The organism is Streptomyces sp. T028 (assembly GCF_048159505.1).
Taxonomy (GTDB): domain Bacteria; phylum Actinomycetota; class Actinomycetes; order Streptomycetales; family Streptomycetaceae; genus Streptomyces.
Genome location: NZ_JBLRVZ010000050.1, coordinates 148,766 through 167,700 on the forward strand (window position 1 = coordinate 148,766; position 18,935 = coordinate 167,700).

Consider the following 18,935-nt stretch of genomic DNA (forward strand, 5'->3'; position numbering starts at 1 on the left):
GCCCCCCCCCCCCCCCCCCCACGACTGCGTACGGCGGCCAGGACCGCGGCCGCGAACGGCAACGACTCGTGCACCGGCCCGTACCCCAGCCCGAACACCACCGTCCCCGGGTCCTGGTCGGCCTGCGCCGGCGAACCCTCTCCACGCACCAACCGGAGATGCCCCTCGAACACCTCCGGCGACCGCCACTCGACCCCGCTCAGCTCCGACACGGCGAAGCTCTGGTCCCCGGCTTTCCACTTCGCCGACGACGCCCCCGTCCAGAACCACCGGAACCGCACGGTCTTCCCGTCGAAGGACGCCTTCCCGTCGTACGCCTTGAAGGACAGCGGCGCCTCCGGCGGCGGTACGAGGAATCGTTCCGTCGGTTCCGACTCCTTCAGCCGGGAGCGCAGCTCGTCGGCGTAGTACTCCGCGAGCACCTCCCGCTCGGCGGGCAGCACCAGCCGGTAGGGGTCGGAGCCGTCCTTCAGCTGTCCCGCGGCCGCCTCGATCAGCGGATCGGCTCCGGCCCGCGGCTCCGCGCGCAGCACGACGGTCCCGCGCCTGCCGGGGGTGAGCGTCACCCCGGACAGCGCGGTGAGCGGAATTCTTCGTTCACCCAGCGTCGACAGCAGCCTGGGCGTGCGCATCCCCCGTTCGTAGCGGATGAGGACGGAGTCGGACTCGAACTCCCAGGCGGCATGAAATCCGGCCAGTACGTCACCCATGCGGCTCATCGTATGCGGGACACGCATCTTCGTCCCCTCCCCACGCACGCCGCAATTCCTGCGTCTCTACGCGCGTCCAGCCGTCGTCGTGTCGGACAAACCCTCCCGGCAGGCGCCGGAGTCGTCGGCGCACTCCACCGAACGGTACGCGCCAGTGCCGATGCCGGCGAGGTTGCGCAGGCTGTCGGTGCCCGGCACGAAGTAGCCGCCGTGGCCGTCCGCTTCCCTCGAGGACAGCAGCCGCGCCCCGAACACCCGGGCCATCGGGTCCTCGCCGTGCCCGAGCCCGCCGACCTCCAGATGCGGTACGTCCTGCACCCAGTCGTCGGCGTCGCGCATCGCCCACACGCGGGCGTCGGTGCCGAGCTGCGCCGCGTTCTCCACCCGCATCCCGGGGCTGCCGGCCACCGCTATGTCGGTCACCCGGGCCGGCATGGAGTGCGCGGCGACCCCGCACAGCACCGAGCCGTAGCTGTGGCAGAACATCGAGACCGGTGAGGTGCCGGGCAGGGAGCGCAGCAGGGCGTTCAGGCGTACGGCGCCGTTCTCGGCGCGCATCGCGGTCGCCGAGTCGATGCCGAGGCCGTCGGGGGAGGTGTAGTCGGCCCAGGCGATCACGGCCGTCCGGGTCGCGGGGCTCGTCTCGCGCTCCGCCGTGTACAGAGCCTCGGCCATGCCGACGGGCGCGGAGTACTTGCGGTTGGTGCGCTGGAAGGTGAGCAGGTCGGTGTCGACCCCGGGGACGACGACGGAGATCCGCTCGGCGCCGTCCAGGTCACCGAAGACCTCGGCGGCCCGGCCCGCGCCCTCCGGGTCGAAGGCGAGGATGTGCCGGCCGGTGACGCTCATCGCCTCGAAGCGGTGCATGCGCCGCCCGGCCTCCTGCTGTCCGGCGGGCGTGAGCCGGCTGTCGTGCATCCGTCTGCGCTCCACCCGCACCTGCTGGCGCAGCGCGATCCGGTTGGCTCGGTAGCGCAGCTCGACGGGGGCGCCGTTCATGTTGCCCACGGCGAGCGCGTAGTCGTGCGCGAGCCCGGTGCGCTGGGCGGCGGTCAGCGATGCGAAGAAGCGGGCGAGGCTGCCCGGGGCCGAGTCGGCCGCCGGCAACGCGTGGCCGGAGATCCGGCCGTGCTCCCAGGCCGAGCGCGAGGCCTTCAGCGCGGTGGTTCCCTGGTGGTGGCGTACGGCGGTCCAGCCGGTGGTCGCCAGCATCACGAACACCACCGCCAGGGCGGGGAGAGCGCGCCAGAGGCTCAGTTGCGGGGAGGTGTCGAAGGAAGTCACTGGGAGGACACACTAGGAGAACGGGAGGGTCTCAGGTTAATAAAGTGGCGGGTATCACGTTTCGAGCGGCGTGTCGTCGGCCATCAAAACCTTCAGGCCTCCGAAGCCTTCAGGCTTCCAGGGTCTTCAGGCCTCGCGCCAGCTCCCGAGGAGAGCGGGCCCGACCTGGTCGAGATGGCGGGACGTCAGCGCGCGGATGCCGGCCAGGCTGAACTCCTCCTGGGCCACCCACTGCCGCTCCGTCACCCGCATCACCCCGCTGAACACCGCCACCGCGAGCCGCGGCCGCGGATCGGCGTCCACGTCCAGACCCTCCCGCTCGGCGATCACACCCGCGAGGGTCTCCTCGACCTCGGCCGACCGCCGAAGATACGCGGCGAGCAGCACCGGCGTCGACTCGATCACCCGGTACATCCGCAGATACAGCTCCACGGGTACGACGTTCTCCACGACCTCGTTGATCGAGGACCAGCCGTCCAGCACGGCCTGGCGCAGCGCCTCCAGCGGGGGTTCGTGGGCCGGGCGCTCCCGCACCGCCTGCACGAACCGCTCCACGGTCAGCTCCACCAGGCCCAGCGCGGCCTCGTCCTTGCCGGCGAAGTAGCGGAAGAAGGTGCGCTGCGAGACGTCGACGGCCTCGGCGATCGCGTCCACGGTGGTGTGCTCGTAGCCCCGCGTGACGAACAGCTCCACCGCGGCCCGCAGCAGCGCGTCCCGGGTGCGCCGCTTCTTGCGTTCGCGCAGGGTCTGTTCGCGCAGTGTTCGCATAGTGTCAGTTACTGACTTGTGAACTCGTTTGTCAATTGTCAGTGGCTGTCCTTAGCCTCGACCGCATGACCAGTCAGACCACCATCGACACGAAGGGGCCGGGGGACAGGGCGTCAGCGGCCCCGTCGGACCTGCCGCCGGCCCAGGGACTGCGCGGCCATCCGTGGTTCACCCTCATCACCGTCGCCGTCGGGGTCATGATGGTCGCCCTCGACGGCACCATCGTGGCCATCGCCAACCCGGCCATCCAGAAGGACCTGGACGCCACCTTCGCCCAGGTGCAGTGGATCACCAACGGCTACTTCCTCGCCCTCGCGGTCTCCCTGATCACCGCGGGCAAGCTCGGTGACCGCTTCGGCCACCGCCAGACCTTCCTGATAGGCGTCGTCGGCTTCGCCGCCGCCTCCGGCGCGATCGGCCTGTCCGACAGCATCGCGCTGGTCGTCACCTTCCGTGTCTTCCAGGGCCTCTTCGGCGCGCTGCTCATGCCGGCCGCGCTCGGTCTGCTGCGGGCGACCTTCCCGGCCGAGAAGCTCAACATGGCCATCGGTATCTGGGGCATGGTCATCGGCGCCTCCACCGCGGGCGGCCCGATCCTCGGCGGTGTCCTCGTCGAGCACGTCAGCTGGCAGTCGGTGTTCTTCATCAACGTGCCGGTCGGCGTCGTCGCCCTCGTCCTCGGCGTGCTGATCCTGCTCGACCACCGTGCGGCCCTCGGGCGGAGCCCGGAAAACGGACACAGCGCGCCGCGGGGCTTCGACCTGCTGGGCATCGCGCTGCTGTCGGCCGCGATGTTCTGTCTGGTCTGGGCCCTGATCAAGGCCCCGACCTGGGGCTGGGGCGACGGCAGGACCTGGGCGTTCGTCCTCGGCTCCGTCGTGCTGTTCGCGGCCTTCGCCTTCTGGGAGACGAAGGTCGGCGAGCCGCTGATCCCACTGGCTCTGTTCCGCTCCGTCCCGCTGTCGGCGGGCGTGGTCCTGATGGTCCTCATGGCCATCGCCTTCATGGGCGGTCTGTTCTTCGTGACGTTCTACCTGCAGAACGTGCACGGAATGCAGCCCATCGACGCCGGTATGCACCTCCTCCCGCTCACCGGCATGATGATCGTCGGCTCGCCGCTCGCGGGCGCGATGATCACCAGGCTCGGCCCGCGCATCCCGCTGGCCGGCGGCATGGCGGCCACCGCGATCGCCATGTACGGCATGTCCACGCTGGAGACGGACACCGGCAGCGCCGTCATGTCCCTCTGGTTCGCCCTGCTGGGCCTCGGCCTCGCCCCGGTCATGGTCGGCGCCACCGAGGTCATCGTCGGCAACGCGCCGATGGAGCTGTCGGGTGTGGCGGGCGGCCTCCAGCAGGCGGCCATGCAGATCGGCGGCAGCCTCGGCACGGCCGTGCTCGGCGCCGTGATGGCCTCCAAGGTGGACGGCGACCTGCCGTCCAACTGGACCGCGGCGGGCCTGCCCGAGCTCACCCCCGCCCAGCTGGACCAGGCCTCCGAGGCGGTCCAGGTCGGGGTGGCGCCGGTGACGCCCGAGACGCCGGCCGAGGTCGCCGCGAAGATCACCGATGTCGCGCACGACACCTTCATCTCCGGTATGAGCCTCGCGTCCCTGGTCGCGGCCGGAGTGGCGGTCGTCGCCGTGTTCGTCGCGCTGCTCACCAAGCGCGGTGAGAACGCGGAGGCGGGCGCGGGGGTCGGCCACATCTGAGGCCCGTTCAGAGGCACGTGCACACGCCCGTACGCAGGCCGGTACGGAAGCCCGTGATCCGGGGGCGAACCTGACGCGACGTCAATGAAATTCCCCTATCAGGGTGACAACGCTAAAGGTCCCTCGCCTCCGGAACACGCCACACGCCACAGTTTGGTCAGGCCCTCCGGACGGGAGGGCGGCCAGGGCTGCGACGCGCTGCCGGAGGGGGACGGCGCGCCGCAGCCCTGGCCGTTCAGAGCTTGTGTCATATCCCCGGCCGGGCGCGCGACGCCTGGCACTCCCCCAGAGGGGGGACCCCCACCCCCAGAGGGGGGGACCCCAGCCGCGTTGCCGAAACACCCACGTGGCTCCTCCCCCACGCTCGGCTCCGCTCGAGCGGGAGGGGCCCCCATGACGCCGCGCGCTGATCCGACCGGGGATATGACACAGGCTCTCAGTGCTCGACCGGTGGCCGTTCCCGCAGCTCGGCGACCTCCGCGCGGAGCGCCCGGACCTCCTCGGTCAGCGCGATGATCGCCGCCGTCTGCGCCCGCTCCTCGACGTCGTCCTTCTCGAAACGCTCGATGAACCAGGCGGCGATGTTGGCGGTCACGACACCCAGCAACGCGATGCCGGACAGCATCAGCCCGACGGCGATGATCCGGCCCATCCCGGTGGTCGGCGCGTGGTCGCCGTAACCCACCGTGGTCATCGTGGTGAACGACCACCACAGGGCGTCATCCAGCGTGCGGATGTTCCCGTCCGGTGAATCCCGTTCCACCGACAGCACGGCGAGCGACCCGAACATCAGCAGCCCGACGACCACCCCCGCGACATACGTCGTCACCTGGATCTGCGTGGCCATCCGCGCCCGCCGCCCCAGCAGCAGGAGCGTGGAGACGAGCCGCAGCAGCCGCAGCTCCGCGACGAGCGGGAGCACCACCGCGCACAGGTCCAGCCAGTGGGTGCGGACGAACCGCCGCCGGTCCTCGGCCAGCGCCAGCCGCACCAGGTAGTCCGTGGCGAACGCCCCCCACACCACCCACTCGACCACGGTGCACGCGTCCGTCACCGTACGGCCGGCCGACGTGTCCACGATCGGTACGGCGTAGGCGACCGCGAACACCAGGGCGAGGGCCAGCAGTGGCCGCTGGCTCAGCTCTTCCCAACGCTCCTGCGCCGTTCGTTCGTGCATGCCCGCATCGTAAAGAACGCGTAAGGGGTGGTGGAGCCGTCGGGCTCCACCACCCCTTACGTGCTCTGTGGGCTACGCGTCGCCTCCGGCAGCCCCCGGGTCCGCCGCCGACACGTCGAGGAGCTGGTAGCGGTCGATGGCCTGCTTCAGCACCGACCGGTCGACCTTGCCCTCCCGCGCCAGCTCGGTCAGCACCGCCACCACGATCGACTGCGCGTCGATGTGGAAGAACCGGCGGGCCGCGCCCCGGGTGTCGGCGAAGCCGAAACCGTCCGCGCCCAGCGACTGGTACGACCCCGGCACCCACCGGGCGATCTGGTCCGGCACCGACCGCATCCAGTCCGAGACGGCCACGAACGGCCCCTCGGCCCCGGACAGCTTGCGGGTCACGTACGGCACCCGCTGCTCCTCCTCCGGGTGGAGCAGGTTGTGCCGCTCGACCTCGACGGCCTCGCGCCGCAGCTCGTTCCAGGAGGTCGCCGACCAGACGTCCGCCTTGACGTTCCAGTCCGCGGCGAGGATCTTCTGCGCCTCGACCGCCCACGGCACGGCCACACCGGAGGCGATGATCTGCGCCGGGACGGAGCCCGAGGTGCCCTCGCTCAGACGGTGGACGCCCTTGAGGATGCCCTCGACGTCCACGTCCGCCGGCTCGGCCGGGTGCTGGATCGGCTCGTTGTAGACGGTGAGGTAGTAGAAGACGTCCTCGCCGTGCGGATGCTCCGGCGAGCCGCCGTACATCCTCCTGAGCCCGTCCTGCACGATGTGCGCGATCTCGTACGAGTACGCCGGGTCGTACGCCACACAGCCCGGGTTCGTCGACGCGAGCAGCTGGGAGTGGCCGTCCGCGTGCTGCAGCCCCTCACCGGTCAGCGTCGTACGGCCCGCGGTCGCACCGAGCACGAAACCGCGCGCCAGCTGGTCCGACATCTGCCAGAACTGGTCACCGGTGCGCTGGAAACCGAACATCGAGTAGAAGACGTAGACCGGGATCAGCGGCTCGCCGTGCGTGGCGTACGCCGAGCCCGCCGCGATCAGCGAGGCCGTGCAGCCCGCCTCCGAGATGCCGTCGTGCAGCATCTGGCCGGTCGGCGACTCCTTGTACGCGAGCAGCAGATCGCGGTCCACCGACTCGTACTGCTGGCCCAGCGGGTTGTAGATCTTCGCACTCGGGAAGAACGAGTCCATACCGAAGGTGCGGTACTCGTCCGGCGCGATCAGTACGAACCGCTTGCCGAGCTCCTTGTCCCGCATGAGCTCCTTGAGCAGCCGCACAAACGCCATCGTCGTGGCGATCGACTGCTGACCGGAGCCCTTCTTCACACCCGCGTACGTCTTGTCGTCCGGCAGCGCGAGCGGCTTGGAGCGCACGACACGGGTCGGTACGTACCCGCCCAGCGACTTGCGCCGGTCGTGCATGTACTGGATCTCCTCCGAGTCCCGGCCCGGGTGGTAGTACGGCGGCGCGCCGGACTCCAGCTCCTGGTCGGAGATCGGCAGGTGCAGACGGTCGCGGAAGCCCTTGAGGTCGGCCACCGTCAGCTTCTTCATCTGGTGCGTGGCGTTGCGGCCCTCGAAGTTCGGGCCCAGCGTCCAGCCCTTGATGGTCTTGGCGAGGATCACGGTCGGCTGGCCGGTGTGCTCCACGGCCGCCTTGAACGCCGCGTAGATCTTCTTGTGGTCGTGGCCGCCGCGCCCCAGGTGCAGGATCTGGTCGTCGGTCATGCCCTGGACCATCGCGCGCAGCCGGTGGTCGTCACCGAAGAAGTGGTCGCGGATGTACGCGCCGGACTCGGTGGCGTACGTCTGGAACTGGCCGTCCGGCGTCGTGTTCATCTTGTTGACGAGGATGCCGTCCCGGTCCTGCGCGAGCAGCGGGTCCCAGGTGCGGTCCCAGATCAGCTTGATCACGTTCCAGCCGGCGCCCCGGAAGACCGACTCCAGCTCCTGGATGACCTTGCCGTTGCCGCGCACCGGGCCGTCGAGCCGCTGCAGGTTGCAGTTGACGACGAAGGTCAGGTTGTCCAGGCCCTCACGGGCGGCGAGGGACAGCTGGCCGAGCGACTCCGGCTCGTCCATCTCGCCGTCGCCGAGGAACGCCCACACCCGCGACTTCGAGGTGTCGGCGATCCCGCGCGCGTGCAGATAGCGGTTCATCCGCGCCTGGTAGATCGCGCCGATCGGGCCGAGGCCCATCGACACGGTCGGGAACTCCCAGAAGTCCGGCATCAGCCGCGGGTGCGGATACGACGACAGCCCGTACGGCGCCTTCGACTTCTCCTGGCGGAACGCGTCCATGTTCTGTTCGCTGAGCCGGTCCAGCAGGTAGGCGCGCGCGTAGATGCCCGGCGAGGCGTGCCCCTGGAAGAAGACCTGGTCGCCGCCGTCGCCCTCGTCCTTGCCGCGGAAGAAGTGGTTGAAGCCCACGTCGTAGAGGGACGCGGAGGACGCGAAGGTGGCGATGTGGCCGCCGACGCCGATGCCGGGCCGCTGGGCCCTGGACACCATCACCGCCGCGTTCCAGCGGGTCGCGTTCAGGATGCGGCGCTCGATCTCCTCGTTGCCCGGGAAGAACGGCTCGGCCCTGGTGGGGATCGTGTTGACGTAGTCCGAGCTGCGCATCTCCGGCACGGCCACGCGCTTCTCGCGGGCGCGCTCGATCAGACGCAGCATGAGGTAGCGGGCCCGCTCCCGGCCGCGCTCGTCGATCGCGGCGTCGAGGGAGTCGAGCCACTCCTGGGTTTCCTCGGGATCGAAGTCAGGAACCTGACTCGGAAGGCCGCCAATGATGATCGGGTTGCGATCGGATCCGGAAGCCACGCTGTTCCTTACTCTCGCTGTGAATCTCGCTGGTTCTCCAGTATCTGCACCGCCCCCATCGTGTACCTCGGAAGCCCAAACGTCATCTCTACCCCGGGGTAACCGGTGCCTGTTCGAGTCTCGTACCCTTGGATGGTTCTCAAATACGCAAACGGGGCAGATAGGTGTGGTGTACGTCACCATCCGTCCCGATGTCGTGCCTGGAGTTGCGTCGACACGGCCAGGATCGTCACCGTTTCGGCGGTCCGAACCGCCGGGTACTTGCGCGATCCGCCCCGCCCGTGTGGACTACGGCCAATGCTTCGCGCACGCGCGTGGCTGAGTTAGTTCCCAAGACATGATCAGGAGGCAACCCGTGAGCGCGACCGCGGACCACGCGGAGGAGCGGACCAACCCTGCCGTCAGGCTGGGTTTCCAGCCCGAGCAGGTGGTCCAGGAGATCGGCTACGACGACGACGTCGATCAGGAACTCCGCGAGTCCATCGAGGAAACCATCGGCAGCGAGCTGATGGACGAGGACTACGACGACGTCGCCGATGCCGTGGTGCTGTGGTTCCGCGACGAGGACGGCGACCTGACCGATGCGCTGGTGGACGCCACCACGTACATCGAAGAAGGCGGCTCGATCCTCCTCCTCACGCCGAAGACCGGCCGTGACGGCTACGTGGAGCCGAGCGACATCTCGGAAGCCGCGACGACGGCGGGTCTGTCCGCCTCCAAGAGCGTCAGCGTGGGCAAGGACTGGAGTGGCAGCCGGCTGGTGACGCCCAAGGCCGCCAAGTCCAAGAAGTGAGGTGACCCGGACGGGCCGGGCTTTTCGTGCCCGGCCCGTCCGACGGCTTCGGGCGGTGGCTGCGTAGGGTGTTCTCACCCAGACAGCCCACCCGAAGGGATATCCCCGCGATGGCGATCCAGGTCGGCGACAAGGCCCCCGACTTCGAGCTCAAGGACAACCACGGCGCCACCGTGAAGCTCTCCGACTTCCGCGGTGAGAAGAACGTCGTCCTGCTCTTCTACCCCTTCGCCTTCACCGGCGTGTGCACCGGTGAGCTGTGCGAGGTACGCGACAACCTGCCGAAGTTCGCCGACCGCGACACCCAGGTGCTCGCCGTCTCCAACGACTCCATCCACACCCTGCGCGTCTTCGCGGAGCAGGAGGGCCTGGAGTACCCGCTGCTCAGCGACTTCTGGCCGCACGGCGAGGTCTCCCGCGCCTACGGTGTCTTCGCCGAGGACAAGGGCTGCGCGGTGCGCGGCACCTTCGTCATCGACAAGGAGGGCGTGGTCCGCTGGACCGTCCTCAACGCGCTGCCGGACGCCCGCGACCTCGGTGACTACGTCAAGGCTCTCGACACCCTCTGAGCCCCAGCGGCCCCCGCCGTGGCCGACACCCGTGATTCATCGACTCCAGGGCCTGCGTGGGGCGGGAACCCGTCACTAGGATCGACTCGTTGATCCGATATCCAACGCACGACGGGGCTTCCCGCCCCGGGACACCAATGGAGGAGTCGTGGGAGTCAGCCTCAGCAAGGGCGGCAACGTATCGCTGAGCAAGGAGGCCCCGGGCCTCACCGCGGTCATCGTCGGTCTGGGGTGGGACATCCGCACCACGACCGGCACCGACTTCGACCTGGACGCGAGCGCGCTGCTGCTGAACAACTCCGGCAAGGTCGGCAGCGACGCCAACTTCGTATTCTTCAACAACCTCAAGAGCCCCGACGGCTCCGTGGAGCACACCGGTGACAACCTCACCGGTGAGGGCGAGGGCGACGACGAGCAGATCAAGGTCAACCTGGCCGGCGTCCCGGCCGACATCGAGAAGATCGTCTTCCCGGTGTCGATCTACGACGCCGAGAACCGCCAGCAGTCCTTCGGCCAGGTCCGCAACGCGTTCATCCGCGTCGTGAACCAGGCCGGCGGCACCGAGATCGCCCGCTACGACCTGAGCGAGGACGCCTCGACCGAGACCGCGATGGTCTTCGGCGAGCTGTACCGCCACGGCGCGGAGTGGAAGTTCCGCGCCATCGGCCAGGGCTACGCCTCCGGCCTGCGCGGCATCGCCCAGGACTTCGGCGTCAACGTCTGAGCCGTACGGCCCCGAAGGTTTCACCTATGCCCGGCGCCGCACCGTTTAGGGGCGGCGCCGGACGCGCAGGACAACCGAAGAAGCACCACGTGGCAGCACCAGGGGAGGACCAGCATCATGGGCGTCACGCTCGCCAAGGGGGGCAATGTCTCCCTGTCCAAGGCCGCGCCGAACCTCACACAGGTGATGGTCGGGCTCGGCTGGGACGCGCGCTCCACCACCGGAGCCCCCTTCGACCTCGACGCCAGCGCGCTGCTGTGCAACAGCGGCCGGGTGCTCGGGGACCAGTGGTTCATCTTCTACAACCAGCTCAAGAGCCCCGACGGCTCCGTGGAGCACACCGGTGACAACCTCACCGGTGAGGGCGACGGCGACGACGAGTCGCTCCTGGTGGACCTCTCGAAGGTGCCCGCCCACTGCGACAAGATCGTCTTCCCGGTCTCCATCCACATGGCCGACGAGCGCGGCCAGACCTTCGGCCAGGTCTCCAACGCGTTCATCCGCGTCGTCAACCAGGCCGACGGCCAGGAGCTCGCCCGCTACGACCTGAGCGAGGACGCGAGCACCGAGACGGCGATGATCTTCGGCGAGCTCTACCGGTACGGGGGTGAGTGGAAGTTCCGGGCGGTCGGCCAGGGGTACGCGTCGGGCCTGCGGGGCATCGCCCTGGACTTCGGGGTGGACGTCTCCTAGCGCGTCTCGCCCCTCACGTCTCGCCCAGCACGTCTCTCCTGGCGCGTTATGAGCAAAAGCCGGTCCCCCGTGGGCTCGGAAGAGGGCGCGACTAGACTGCAGCTTCAAAGTTTCGTAAAGCCGAGTACGGCGCGGGGGAGACCCGTACACACAGGGATTGGGTAGCCAGTGCTTCTGAAAACCTTCGGCTGGTCGTTCGCGGTCACCGCGCTCGGCCTGGTCGCTGCGGTCTTCTACGGGGGGTGGGAGGCCTTCGGCATCGTGGCGATCCTCTCCATCCTCGAGATCTCGCTGTCGTTCGACAACGCGGTGGTCAACGCCGGAATCCTGAAGAAGATGAACGCCTTCTGGCAGAAGATCTTCCTCACCGTCGGCGTTCTCATCGCGGTCTTCGGCATGCGGCTGGTCTTCCCCGTCGTGATCGTCGCGGTCAGTGCCAGCATGGGCCCGATCGAGGCCGTCGACCTCGCGCTCAACAACAAGGACCGCTACCAGGAACTCGTCACCGACGCGCACCCGGCGATCGCCGCCTTCGGTGGCATGTTCCTGCTGATGATCTTCCTCGACTTCATCTTCGAGGACCGGGACATCCAGTGGCTGCGCTGGATCGAGCGCCCGCTCGCCAAGCTCGGCAAGGTCGACATGCTGTCGGTCTGCATCTCGCTGATCGTCCTGCTCATCACCGCCTTCACCTTCGCCACCCAGGCCCACCAGCACGGCGGCGGTCATGCCGACAAGGCAGAGACCGTCCTGATCTCCGGCATCGCCGGTCTGATCACGTACATGGTCGTCGGCGGACTCTCCGGCTACTTCGAGGACAAACTCGAGGAAGAGGAGGAACGCGAGCACGAGGAGGAGGAAGAGGCCGCGCGGACCGGCAAGCCGAAGTCCGCGGTGCTGCTGGCCGGCCAGGCCGCGTTCTTCATGTTCCTCTACCTGGAAGTGCTGGACGCGTCCTTCTCCTTCGACGGTGTGATCGGCGCCTTCGCCATCACCAACGACATCGTCCTCATGGCCCTGGGCCTCGGTATCGGCGCGATGTACGTCCGTTCGCTCACGGTCTACCTGGTGCGCCAGGGCACCCTGGACGACTACGTCTACCTGGAGCACGGCGCCCACTACGCGATCGGCGCCCTCGCCGTGCTCCTGATGATCACCATCCAGTACGAGATCAACGAGGTCATCACCGGTCTCGTCGGCGTCGTCCTGATCGCCTGGTCCTTCTGGTCCTCCGTGCGCCGCAACCGCGCGCTGGCCGCGGCCGAGGGAAAAGATGAGGCCTCGGACGAGAAGACCGAGGTCTCGTCCGGGGTGTAGCCACGGCGTGTGGACACCCGAGGTGAGCCCGGCCGTGTGAACCGGGTTTCACCGAGGAACGCTCTTTGCGGGGCGGTCGGTGAGGACGCTGTCCTCCACGGCCGCCCCGCCGGTATGTCGTGCGAGCAACGTGGGGGCGGGAATGGGTTTCTTCGACGGGCTTCTGGGGAGCCGTACGGCCGAGTTCGACTCGGGCAGCGCGGCGACCAACGCGATCGAACTGACCAAGCGGCATCACTATGTCTCCCTGACCAAACAGGGCGCGGCCACGGGGAACCTGCGGGTCAACCTGACCTGGCGGATGCGTACCTCGGACATCGGCGGGCCCCAGCGGGAGAGTCTGCTGCGGCACCCCTTCAAGGCGCTGAGGCCGCCGGAGGTCGTCGGGCACAGCCAGAGCATGGTCAACGTCGACCTGGACCTGGGGTGTCTGTACGAGCTGTCCGACGGCACGAAGGGGGTCGTACAGCCGCTGGGCGGGCTGCTGGGGGACGTCAACGCGGCGCCGTACGTGAAGCTCAGCGGGGACGACCGGTTCGGGTCGGCGTCCGGCGAGACGATGTACGTCAACCTCGACCACCGGGACGACATCAAGCGGCTGCTGGTGTTCGTGTACATCTACGACCAGACGCCGGCGTTCGACCGGACGCACGCCATGGTGACGCTGTATCCCAGCAACGGGCCGCGGATCGAGATAGGCCTCGACGAACGGCATCCGCAGGCCCGGTCGTGCGCCGTGGTGATGATCGAGAACGTGAAGGGGGAGTTGCTGGTGCGGCGGGAGGTGCGGTTCGTGTACGGGTTCCAGGCGGAGCTGGACCGGTTGTACGGGTGGGGGCTGCAGTGGGGGCGGGGTTACAAGACCAAGGTGGAGAAATAATGCGGAGGTGTCCCCACTCACCGGCCGATGAACTGTGGCCCTTGGGGCGGTAGCTGGAAGGAACCGTCCGGGTAGGCGTAGCCGTGGGTCGGGAGGTTGTTCGGGTAGCCGTAGGCCGGCTGTTGCTGCTGTTGGGGGACCTGCGAGGTGGGCTGTTCCGGGGGGAGCGGCTGGGAGAGGCTCGGGGAGGGGGGCAGCGGGGCCGGGGTGGGGTCCGAGGAGTCGGCCGCCTCCTCCGCCTCGTCCACCGAGATGCCGAAGTCCGTCGCCAGGCCCTTGAGGCCGTTGGAGTAGCCCTCGCCCAGTGCGCGGAACTTCCAGCCCTCGCCGCGGCGGTACAGCTCGCCGCAGATCAGCGCCGTCTCCTCGCCCGTCTCGGGACGGATGTCGAACGTGGCGATCGGGTCACCGTCGGCCGTCGCGTCGTACAGCAGGATGCTGAGCGACCGTACGGTGTCGAAGGCGACGCCGTCCGCCGAAGCGACCAGGAGAATCTGGCTGACGTCGGGCTCGACACCGGCCAGATCCGTCTGGATGGTGTCGGTGAGGCCCTCGGCACCCCGCTTCTTGCCCAGCCGCCAGACCTTCCCGGAGGGGTGCCGGGGCTGGTTGTAGAAGACGAAGTCCTCGTCGGAGCGCACGCGGCCGTCGGGGCCGAGGAGCAGTGCGGAGGCATCGACGTCCGGGACTCCTTGCCCGGGCGTCCAGCGCAGTACAGCGCGTACCGTGGTTGCCTTGAGCGGGACGTTGGACCCCTTCAGCATCGCGTGCGTCATGCGGTCATCCTGCCCTCTCGGTCCTGATCACGACAACGCGGGGTACACGGACACACAGGGGAACCCACACGGGCGAGTTACCTGAAGTTCATGCCCGGAGGGAACCCCTGACATGGACTTCTACGTACTATTACCGGCCACCTCTTGTGGAATCCACAGCCTGACCTTGTAACATGGGGGAGATTTATGCGTCATTTCGGGCACCTCGCCCCAGAGGTGCGTCAGCGCCTCTTCCACCGGGAGCCCTGCGTCTTCGACGCCGACTCCCCGGCCAGGGTGCTCTCCGCGGCCCTGGGCGCCACGCTCTACAGCCCGGCCACCCGGCCCCGGCTGGCCGACGACGTCGTCAAGCAGACCGGGCGCGGCGTGGTCTCGATGGTGCTGTGCCTGGAGGACTCCATCGGCGACGAGGACGTCCTGGCGGGCGAGGAGAACCTCGTCCGGCAGTTCGCCGACCTCGCGGGGCGTGCCGACCTCGACCGGCCGCTGCTGTTCATCCGGGTGCGCACGCCCGAGCAGATCCCCGACCTGGTCCGCCGCCTCGGCCCGCACACGAACCTGCTGAGCGGGTTCGTCTTCCCGAAGTTCACCGAGGAACGCGGCATCCCCTTCCTGGAGGCCCTCGCCACCGCCGAGCACGCGAGCGGCCGCCGGCTGTTCGGCATGCCCGTCCTGGAGACCCCCGAGCTGATGTACCGGGAGTCCCGGGTGGACGCCCTGGAGGGCATCGCCCGCGCGGTCGACAAGTACCGGGGCCGAGTGCTCGCGCTGCGCCTCGGGGTGACCGACTTCTGCTCCGCGTACGGCCTGCGCCGGGCGCCCGACATGACGGCCTACGACGTCCAGATCGTCGCCTCCGTGATCGCCGACGTGGTGAACATGCTGGGCCGCGCCGACGGCACCGGGTTCACGGTGACCGGGCCGGTGTGGGAGTACTTCCGGGTCCCGGAGCGCATGTTCAAGCCGATGCTGCGGCACAGCCCCTTCCTGGAGGGACAGGCGGTGGAACTGCGCGAGAGACTGATTGAGCACGCCATGGACGGGCTGCTGCGCGAGATCTCCCTCGACCAGGCCAACGGCCTGCTCGGCAAGACCTGCATCCACCCCTCCCACGTGCCGGCCGTGCACGCGCTGTCGGTCGTCAGTCACGAGGAGTACAGCGACGCGGCGGACATCCTGCGGCCGGAACGCGGCGGTGGGGGTGTCCTCAGGTCGCAGTACACGAACAAGATGAACGAGGTGAAGCCGCACCGCGCCTGGGCCGAGCGCACCATGCTCCGGGCCGAGGTCTTCGGCGTGGCCAACGAGGACGTCAGCTTCGTCGACCTGCTCGCCGCCGGCATACCCGGCTGAAACCACCTCACTCTCTAGGGACGCATGAACAACGCAGTGAACACCGGGGTCTGGTCCGGCAGCTGGGTCGCCGAGCGGCTCGGGGTCGGGATCGTGGGGGACGACACGCTGACGCAGATGCTGGGACTGGCCCTGCGCCGCAACCCCAAGCGGGCCCATCTGCTGGTCTCCAACGTGCTCGGCAAACACGTCCCGCAGTCCCCGTCCGTGGTGTACGGCCATGGGGTCGCCCTCGGGCGCCGGGTGCGCGAACTGCTCGGTGAGCGGGACAGCGCCCGGGCGGTCGTCCTGGGCTACGCCGAGACGGCCACGGGCCTCGGCCACTCCGTCGCCGACGGCCTGGGCACGGCCCCCTACCTGCACTCCACCCGCCGCCCGGTCGCGGGCGTCGCCCGGGCGGGCGGCTTCGAGGAGTCCCACTCCCACGCCACCTCCCACCTCCTCCTCCCCGAGGACCCCTCCCTCCTGGTCGGCGACGGCCCCCTGGTCCTGGTCGACGACGAGTTCTCCACGGGCAACACGGTCCTCAACACGATCCGCGACCTCCACGACCGCTACCCCCGCCGCCGCTACGTGGTGGTCGCCCTGGTGGACATGCGCTCCCCCGCGGACGCGGCCCGCCTGGACGCGTTCGCGAGAGAGATAGGCGCGAGGGTGGACTTGGTGGCGGCAGCATCGGGCACGGTCCGCCTACCGGACGGCGTCCTGGAAAGAGGCCAGGACTTGGTAGCCAAGCACGAGTCGACTTACTCAGGGGCGCGGGGCGGTGACATATGCGGCTCCGCCGCGTGGGCGCGATCAACCCCCACCGACCCGCACCCGACACACAACCGAATAGACCTCAACTGGCCCCCCGGCCTCCCCGACGGAGGTCGCCACGGCTTCACCCCCGCCCACAGGGCACAACTGAACGCCGCACTCCCCGCAATGGCCGCCCGCCTGGCAACCGCACTGCCGAAAAACGCACGCCGCGTGCACATCCTCGGGTTCGAGGAACTGATGTACACCCCCCTCCGCCTGGCCGAGGAACTGGAGCGGACGCTCGACACGGAGATCCGCTACTCCACCACCACCCGCTCCCCGGTCCTCGCGGTCGACGACCCCGGCTACGCGATCCGCAGCCGAATCGTTTTCCCCGCCCATGACGACCCCGCCGACGGCCCCGGCGACCGCTATGCCTATAACGTCGCCGGTGCCGGGTTCGACGCCGTGATCGCGGTCGTCGACTCCGTGGCGGACACCCCCGCCCTGCACGCCCCCGACGGCCTTCTCGCCCAGCTCGCCGCGCACACCCCGCACGTGGTCCTCGCGGTCGTACCGTCGTACGTCCCCGAGCCGCTGTACGCGGCCGCACTGCCCGAAAAGAGACCCGCCATGCTGCCCGAGCCCCTCCGCGGCCCCGCCTTCTCCTCGTACGCGCCCGAGGAGGTCGGCTGGCTGCTCCAGGACCTCTCGGACGTGACGCTGGAGGCGCCGACCGAGGAGCGGGAGGAGGCCATCCAGAGCGGCGGCGCGCACTACGCGGAGTCGCTGCCGGTCGAGTACCAGCCGAGCGAGCAGTACCAGGAGCTGTTCCAGGCGGCGCTGGAGACGTCGGCGGCGCGCATCGCGCAGGCCGTGGGTGTCGTCACCGAGACGGTGATCGCGGAGCGGTCGCCGCGGCCCGTCCTCGTCTCGCTCGCCCGCGCCGGCACCCCGGTCGGCGTCCTGATGCGCCGCTGGGCGCAGTACCGGCACGGTCTCGACCTGCCGCACTACGCCGTGTCGATCGTGCGCGGCCGGGGCATCGACGCCAACGCGCTGCGCTGGCTGGCCGCCCACCACGACCCGCGGGACGTGGTGTTCGTGGACGGCTGGACCGGCAAGGGCGCCATCACCCGGGAACTGGCCGCGGCGATCGAGGAGTTCGAGGCGGCGGGCGGTGCGGCCGGGTTCGACGCGGAGATCGCGGTGCTGGCGGACCCGGGCTCCTGCGTGCGGACGTACGGCACCCGGGAGGACTTCCTGATCCCGTCCGCGTGCCTCAACTCGACCGTCTCGGGGCTTATTTCGCGGACCGTGCTCCGCGCCGACCTGGTCGGCCCGGACGATTTCCACGGCGCGAAGTTCTACCGCGAGCTGGCCGGCGCCGATGTCTCCGTCGCCTTCCTGGACGCCGTCGCCGCCCGCTTCGGCGAGGTCGCGGACGCGGTGGCCGCCGCTGTGAAGGAACTGCTCGCGAGCGACCGTACGCCCACCTGGGAGGGCTGGGCGGCCGTCGAGCGGATCAGCGAGGAGTACGGCATCCACGACGTGAACCTGGTGAAGCCGGGCGTCGGTGAGACCACCCGGGTGCTGCTGCGCCGGGTGCCGTGGAAGATCCTGGCGCGGGCCGGGGCGGGCGCCGACCTGGACCACGTACGGCTCCTCGCGGAGCAGAGAGGGGTGCCCGTGGAGGAGGTCGGCGAACTGCCGTACACCTGTGTGGGGCTGATCCACCCGAAGTACACGCGCGGGGCGACCGGCGCCGACGGCAAGGCGGTGACGGTCTGATGGCGGTGCTGGTGGCGAGCGACCTCGACCGTACGCTGATCTACTCCCCGTCGGCCCTCGCGCTGACCATGCCCGACGCGCGGGCGCCGCGGCTGCTGTGCGTGGAGGTGCACGAGGCCAGGCCGCTGTCGTTCATGACGGAGACGGCGGCCGCGCTGCTGACCGCCCTCGGGGACGCGGCGGTGTTCACGCCGACGACGACCCGGACGCGCAAGCAGTACCTGCGGATCAATCTTCCGGGGCCGGCCCCGAAGTACGCGATCTGCGCCAACGGCGGCCACATCCTGGTCGACGGCGTCTCCGACCAGGACTGGCACGCGGGTGTCCTGGCCCGGCTGGCGGAGCAGTGCGCGCCCCTCGACGAGGTCCGGGCGCATCTGGAGGCCACCGCCGACCCGCTGTGGGTGCGCAAGCACCGGGTCGCCGAGGACCTGTTCGCCTATCTCGTCGTGGAGCGCGAGCTGCTGCCCGAGGCGTGGGTGAAGGAGCTGGCGGCCTGGGCGGAGAACCGGGGCTGGACGGTGTCGCTGCAGGGCCGCAAGATCTACGCGGTGCCGAAGCCGCTGACCAAGAGCGCGGCCGTGCGCGAGGTGGCCCGCCGCAGCGGCGCCGAACTGACCCTGGGCGCCGGTGACTCCCTGCTCGACGCCGACCTGTTGCTGGCCGTGGACCGCGGCTGGCGGCCCGGGCACGGCGAGTTGGCCGACACCGAGTGGACGGCCCCCGACATCACCGCCCTGCCCGAGCGGGGCGTCCTCGCCGGGGAGCGCATCCTGCGGGAGTTCCTGAAGGAGGCGGCGGGAGTCCGCTGACAGTCTGTCAGTCGC

General features: G+C 69.5%; 15 protein-coding genes and 1 pseudogene (1 of these 16 cut by a window edge). 10 read left to right on the top strand and 6 right to left on the bottom strand.

Annotated features, from left to right (window positions below):
- The 3 genes and pseudogenes from ACLZN2_RS40045 to ACLZN2_RS40055 all read right to left on the bottom strand — a co-directional run.
- Positions 1 to 710, bottom strand: a pseudogene (locus ACLZN2_RS40045) (DUF4429 domain-containing protein); it reaches 140 nt to the left of the window's first position.
- A 66-nt stretch (positions 711 to 776) separates the two neighbouring features.
- Complete coding sequence (locus ACLZN2_RS40050) at positions 777 to 1,994, bottom strand: alpha/beta hydrolase (RefSeq protein ID WP_416984549.1); 1,218 nt, start codon at positions 1,992 to 1,994, stop codon at positions 777 to 779.
- 126 nt (positions 1,995 to 2,120) lie between these two features.
- Complete coding sequence (locus ACLZN2_RS40055; RefSeq protein WP_416984550.1) at positions 2,121 to 2,762, bottom strand: TetR family transcriptional regulator; 642 nt, start codon at positions 2,760 to 2,762, stop codon at positions 2,121 to 2,123.
- Positions 2,763 to 2,827: 65 nt separating this feature from the next.
- Here ACLZN2_RS40055 and ACLZN2_RS40060 point away from each other — a divergent pair, with 65 nt between their 5' ends.
- Positions 2,828 to 4,474: an MFS transporter gene (locus ACLZN2_RS40060; protein WP_416984552.1), complete on the top strand. Its 1,647-nt coding sequence runs from the start codon at positions 2,828 to 2,830 to the stop codon at positions 4,472 to 4,474.
- 436 nt (positions 4,475 to 4,910) lie between these two features.
- Here the strand turns inward: ACLZN2_RS40060 and ACLZN2_RS40065 are convergent, their stop codons facing one another.
- Both ACLZN2_RS40065 and aceE read right to left on the bottom strand, forming a co-directional pair.
- Positions 4,911 to 5,651, bottom strand: coding sequence for a potassium channel family protein (locus tag ACLZN2_RS40065; protein WP_416984553.1), 741 nt, complete (start codon positions 5,649 to 5,651; stop codon positions 4,911 to 4,913).
- A gap of 72 nt (positions 5,652 to 5,723) precedes the next feature.
- The gene (gene aceE / locus ACLZN2_RS40070; protein WP_416984554.1) at positions 5,724 to 8,471 is read right to left on the bottom strand and encodes a pyruvate dehydrogenase (acetyl-transferring), homodimeric type; all 2,748 of its coding nucleotides are present in this window, start codon (positions 8,469 to 8,471) and stop codon (positions 5,724 to 5,726) included.
- Positions 8,472 to 8,826: 355 nt separating this feature from the next.
- On the opposite strand from aceE, the gene ACLZN2_RS40075 reads away from it, so the two are divergent.
- The 6 genes from ACLZN2_RS40075 (at position 8,827) to ACLZN2_RS40100 (ending at position 13,447) form a co-directional block, all read left to right on the top strand.
- Positions 8,827 to 9,264 carry a DUF3052 domain-containing protein gene (locus ACLZN2_RS40075; RefSeq protein WP_340380034.1) on the top strand — a complete coding sequence of 146 codons (438 nt, stop codon included), beginning with the start codon at positions 8,827 to 8,829 and terminating at the stop codon, positions 9,262 to 9,264.
- A 110-nt stretch (positions 9,265 to 9,374) separates the two neighbouring features.
- Positions 9,375 to 9,833 (top strand): peroxiredoxin, encoded by a 459-nt coding sequence (locus ACLZN2_RS40080; protein WP_416984556.1) that lies wholly within the window; start codon positions 9,375 to 9,377, stop codon positions 9,831 to 9,833.
- Between the two features lie 148 nt (positions 9,834 to 9,981).
- On the top strand, positions 9,982 to 10,557 hold the full coding sequence (locus ACLZN2_RS40085) for a calcium homeostasis/redox stress adaptation protein (RefSeq protein ID WP_390845430.1): 576 nt from the start codon (positions 9,982 to 9,984) through the stop codon (positions 10,555 to 10,557).
- Positions 10,558 to 10,674: 117 nt separating this feature from the next.
- Positions 10,675 to 11,250 (top strand): TerD family protein, encoded by a 576-nt coding sequence (locus ACLZN2_RS40090; RefSeq protein ID WP_416984557.1) that lies wholly within the window; start codon positions 10,675 to 10,677, stop codon positions 11,248 to 11,250.
- 168 nt (positions 11,251 to 11,418) lie between these two features.
- Positions 11,419 to 12,567: a DUF475 domain-containing protein gene (locus tag ACLZN2_RS40095; RefSeq protein WP_416984558.1), complete on the top strand. Its 1,149-nt coding sequence runs from the start codon at positions 11,419 to 11,421 to the stop codon at positions 12,565 to 12,567.
- Positions 12,568 to 12,709: 142 nt separating this feature from the next.
- Positions 12,710 to 13,447 carry a TerD family protein gene (locus ACLZN2_RS40100; RefSeq protein WP_416984559.1) on the top strand — a complete coding sequence of 246 codons (738 nt, stop codon included), beginning with the start codon at positions 12,710 to 12,712 and terminating at the stop codon, positions 13,445 to 13,447.
- A 17-nt stretch (positions 13,448 to 13,464) separates the two neighbouring features.
- Here ACLZN2_RS40100 and ACLZN2_RS40105 read toward each other — a convergent pair whose 3' ends face one another.
- Entirely contained in the window at positions 13,465 to 14,223 is a 759-nt protein-coding gene (locus tag ACLZN2_RS40105; protein ID WP_416984561.1) for a TerD family protein, read from the bottom strand.
- A gap of 186 nt (positions 14,224 to 14,409) precedes the next feature.
- On the opposite strand from ACLZN2_RS40105, the gene ACLZN2_RS40110 reads away from it, so the two are divergent.
- From ACLZN2_RS40110 to ACLZN2_RS40120, 3 genes are read left to right on the top strand one after another with little or no spacing between them, the layout of a single operon-like run.
- Positions 14,410 to 15,576, top strand: a complete 1,167-nt coding sequence (locus ACLZN2_RS40110; RefSeq protein ID WP_416984562.1) for an HpcH/HpaI aldolase/citrate lyase family protein — start codon at positions 14,410 to 14,412, stop codon at positions 15,574 to 15,576.
- Between the two features lie 24 nt (positions 15,577 to 15,600).
- Complete coding sequence (locus ACLZN2_RS40115) at positions 15,601 to 18,108, top strand: phosphoribosyltransferase (RefSeq protein ID WP_416984564.1); 2,508 nt, start codon at positions 15,601 to 15,603, stop codon at positions 18,106 to 18,108.
- The gene (locus tag ACLZN2_RS40120; protein WP_416984565.1) at positions 18,108 to 18,920 is read left to right on the top strand and encodes an HAD family hydrolase; all 813 of its coding nucleotides are present in this window, start codon (positions 18,108 to 18,110) and stop codon (positions 18,918 to 18,920) included. Before ACLZN2_RS40115 ends, ACLZN2_RS40120 begins: the two co-directional genes overlap by 1 nt.
- Positions 18,921 to 18,935 lie beyond the last annotated feature (15 nt).

Bases quoted from the DNA above. Each gene is read 5' to 3' on its own strand.
- ACLZN2_RS40080 (WP_416984556.1), top strand. From the start codon at position 9,375: ATGGCGATCCAGGTCGGCGACAAGGCCCCCGACTTCGAGCTCAAGGAC.
- ACLZN2_RS40100 (WP_416984559.1), top strand. From the start codon at position 12,710: ATGGGTTTCTTCGACGGGCTTCTGGGGAGCCGTACGGCCGAGTTCGAC.
- ACLZN2_RS40065 (WP_416984553.1), bottom strand. From the start codon at position 5,651: ATGCACGAACGAACGGCGCAGGAGCGTTGGGAAGAGCTGAGCCAGCGG.
- ACLZN2_RS40060 (WP_416984552.1), top strand. From the start codon at position 2,828: ATGACCAGTCAGACCACCATCGACACGAAGGGGCCGGGGGACAGGGCG.
- ACLZN2_RS40115 (WP_416984564.1), top strand. From the start codon at position 15,601: ATGAACAACGCAGTGAACACCGGGGTCTGGTCCGGCAGCTGGGTCGCC.
- ACLZN2_RS40120 (WP_416984565.1), top strand. From the start codon at position 18,108: ATGGCGGTGCTGGTGGCGAGCGACCTCGACCGTACGCTGATCTACTCC.
- ACLZN2_RS40055 (WP_416984550.1), bottom strand. From the start codon at position 2,762: ATGCGAACACTGCGCGAACAGACCCTGCGCGAACGCAAGAAGCGGCGC.
- ACLZN2_RS40090 (WP_416984557.1), top strand. From the start codon at position 10,675: ATGGGCGTCACGCTCGCCAAGGGGGGCAATGTCTCCCTGTCCAAGGCC.
- ACLZN2_RS40105 (WP_416984561.1), bottom strand. From the start codon at position 14,223: ATGACGCACGCGATGCTGAAGGGGTCCAACGTCCCGCTCAAGGCAACC.
- ACLZN2_RS40110 (WP_416984562.1), top strand. From the start codon at position 14,410: ATGCGTCATTTCGGGCACCTCGCCCCAGAGGTGCGTCAGCGCCTCTTC.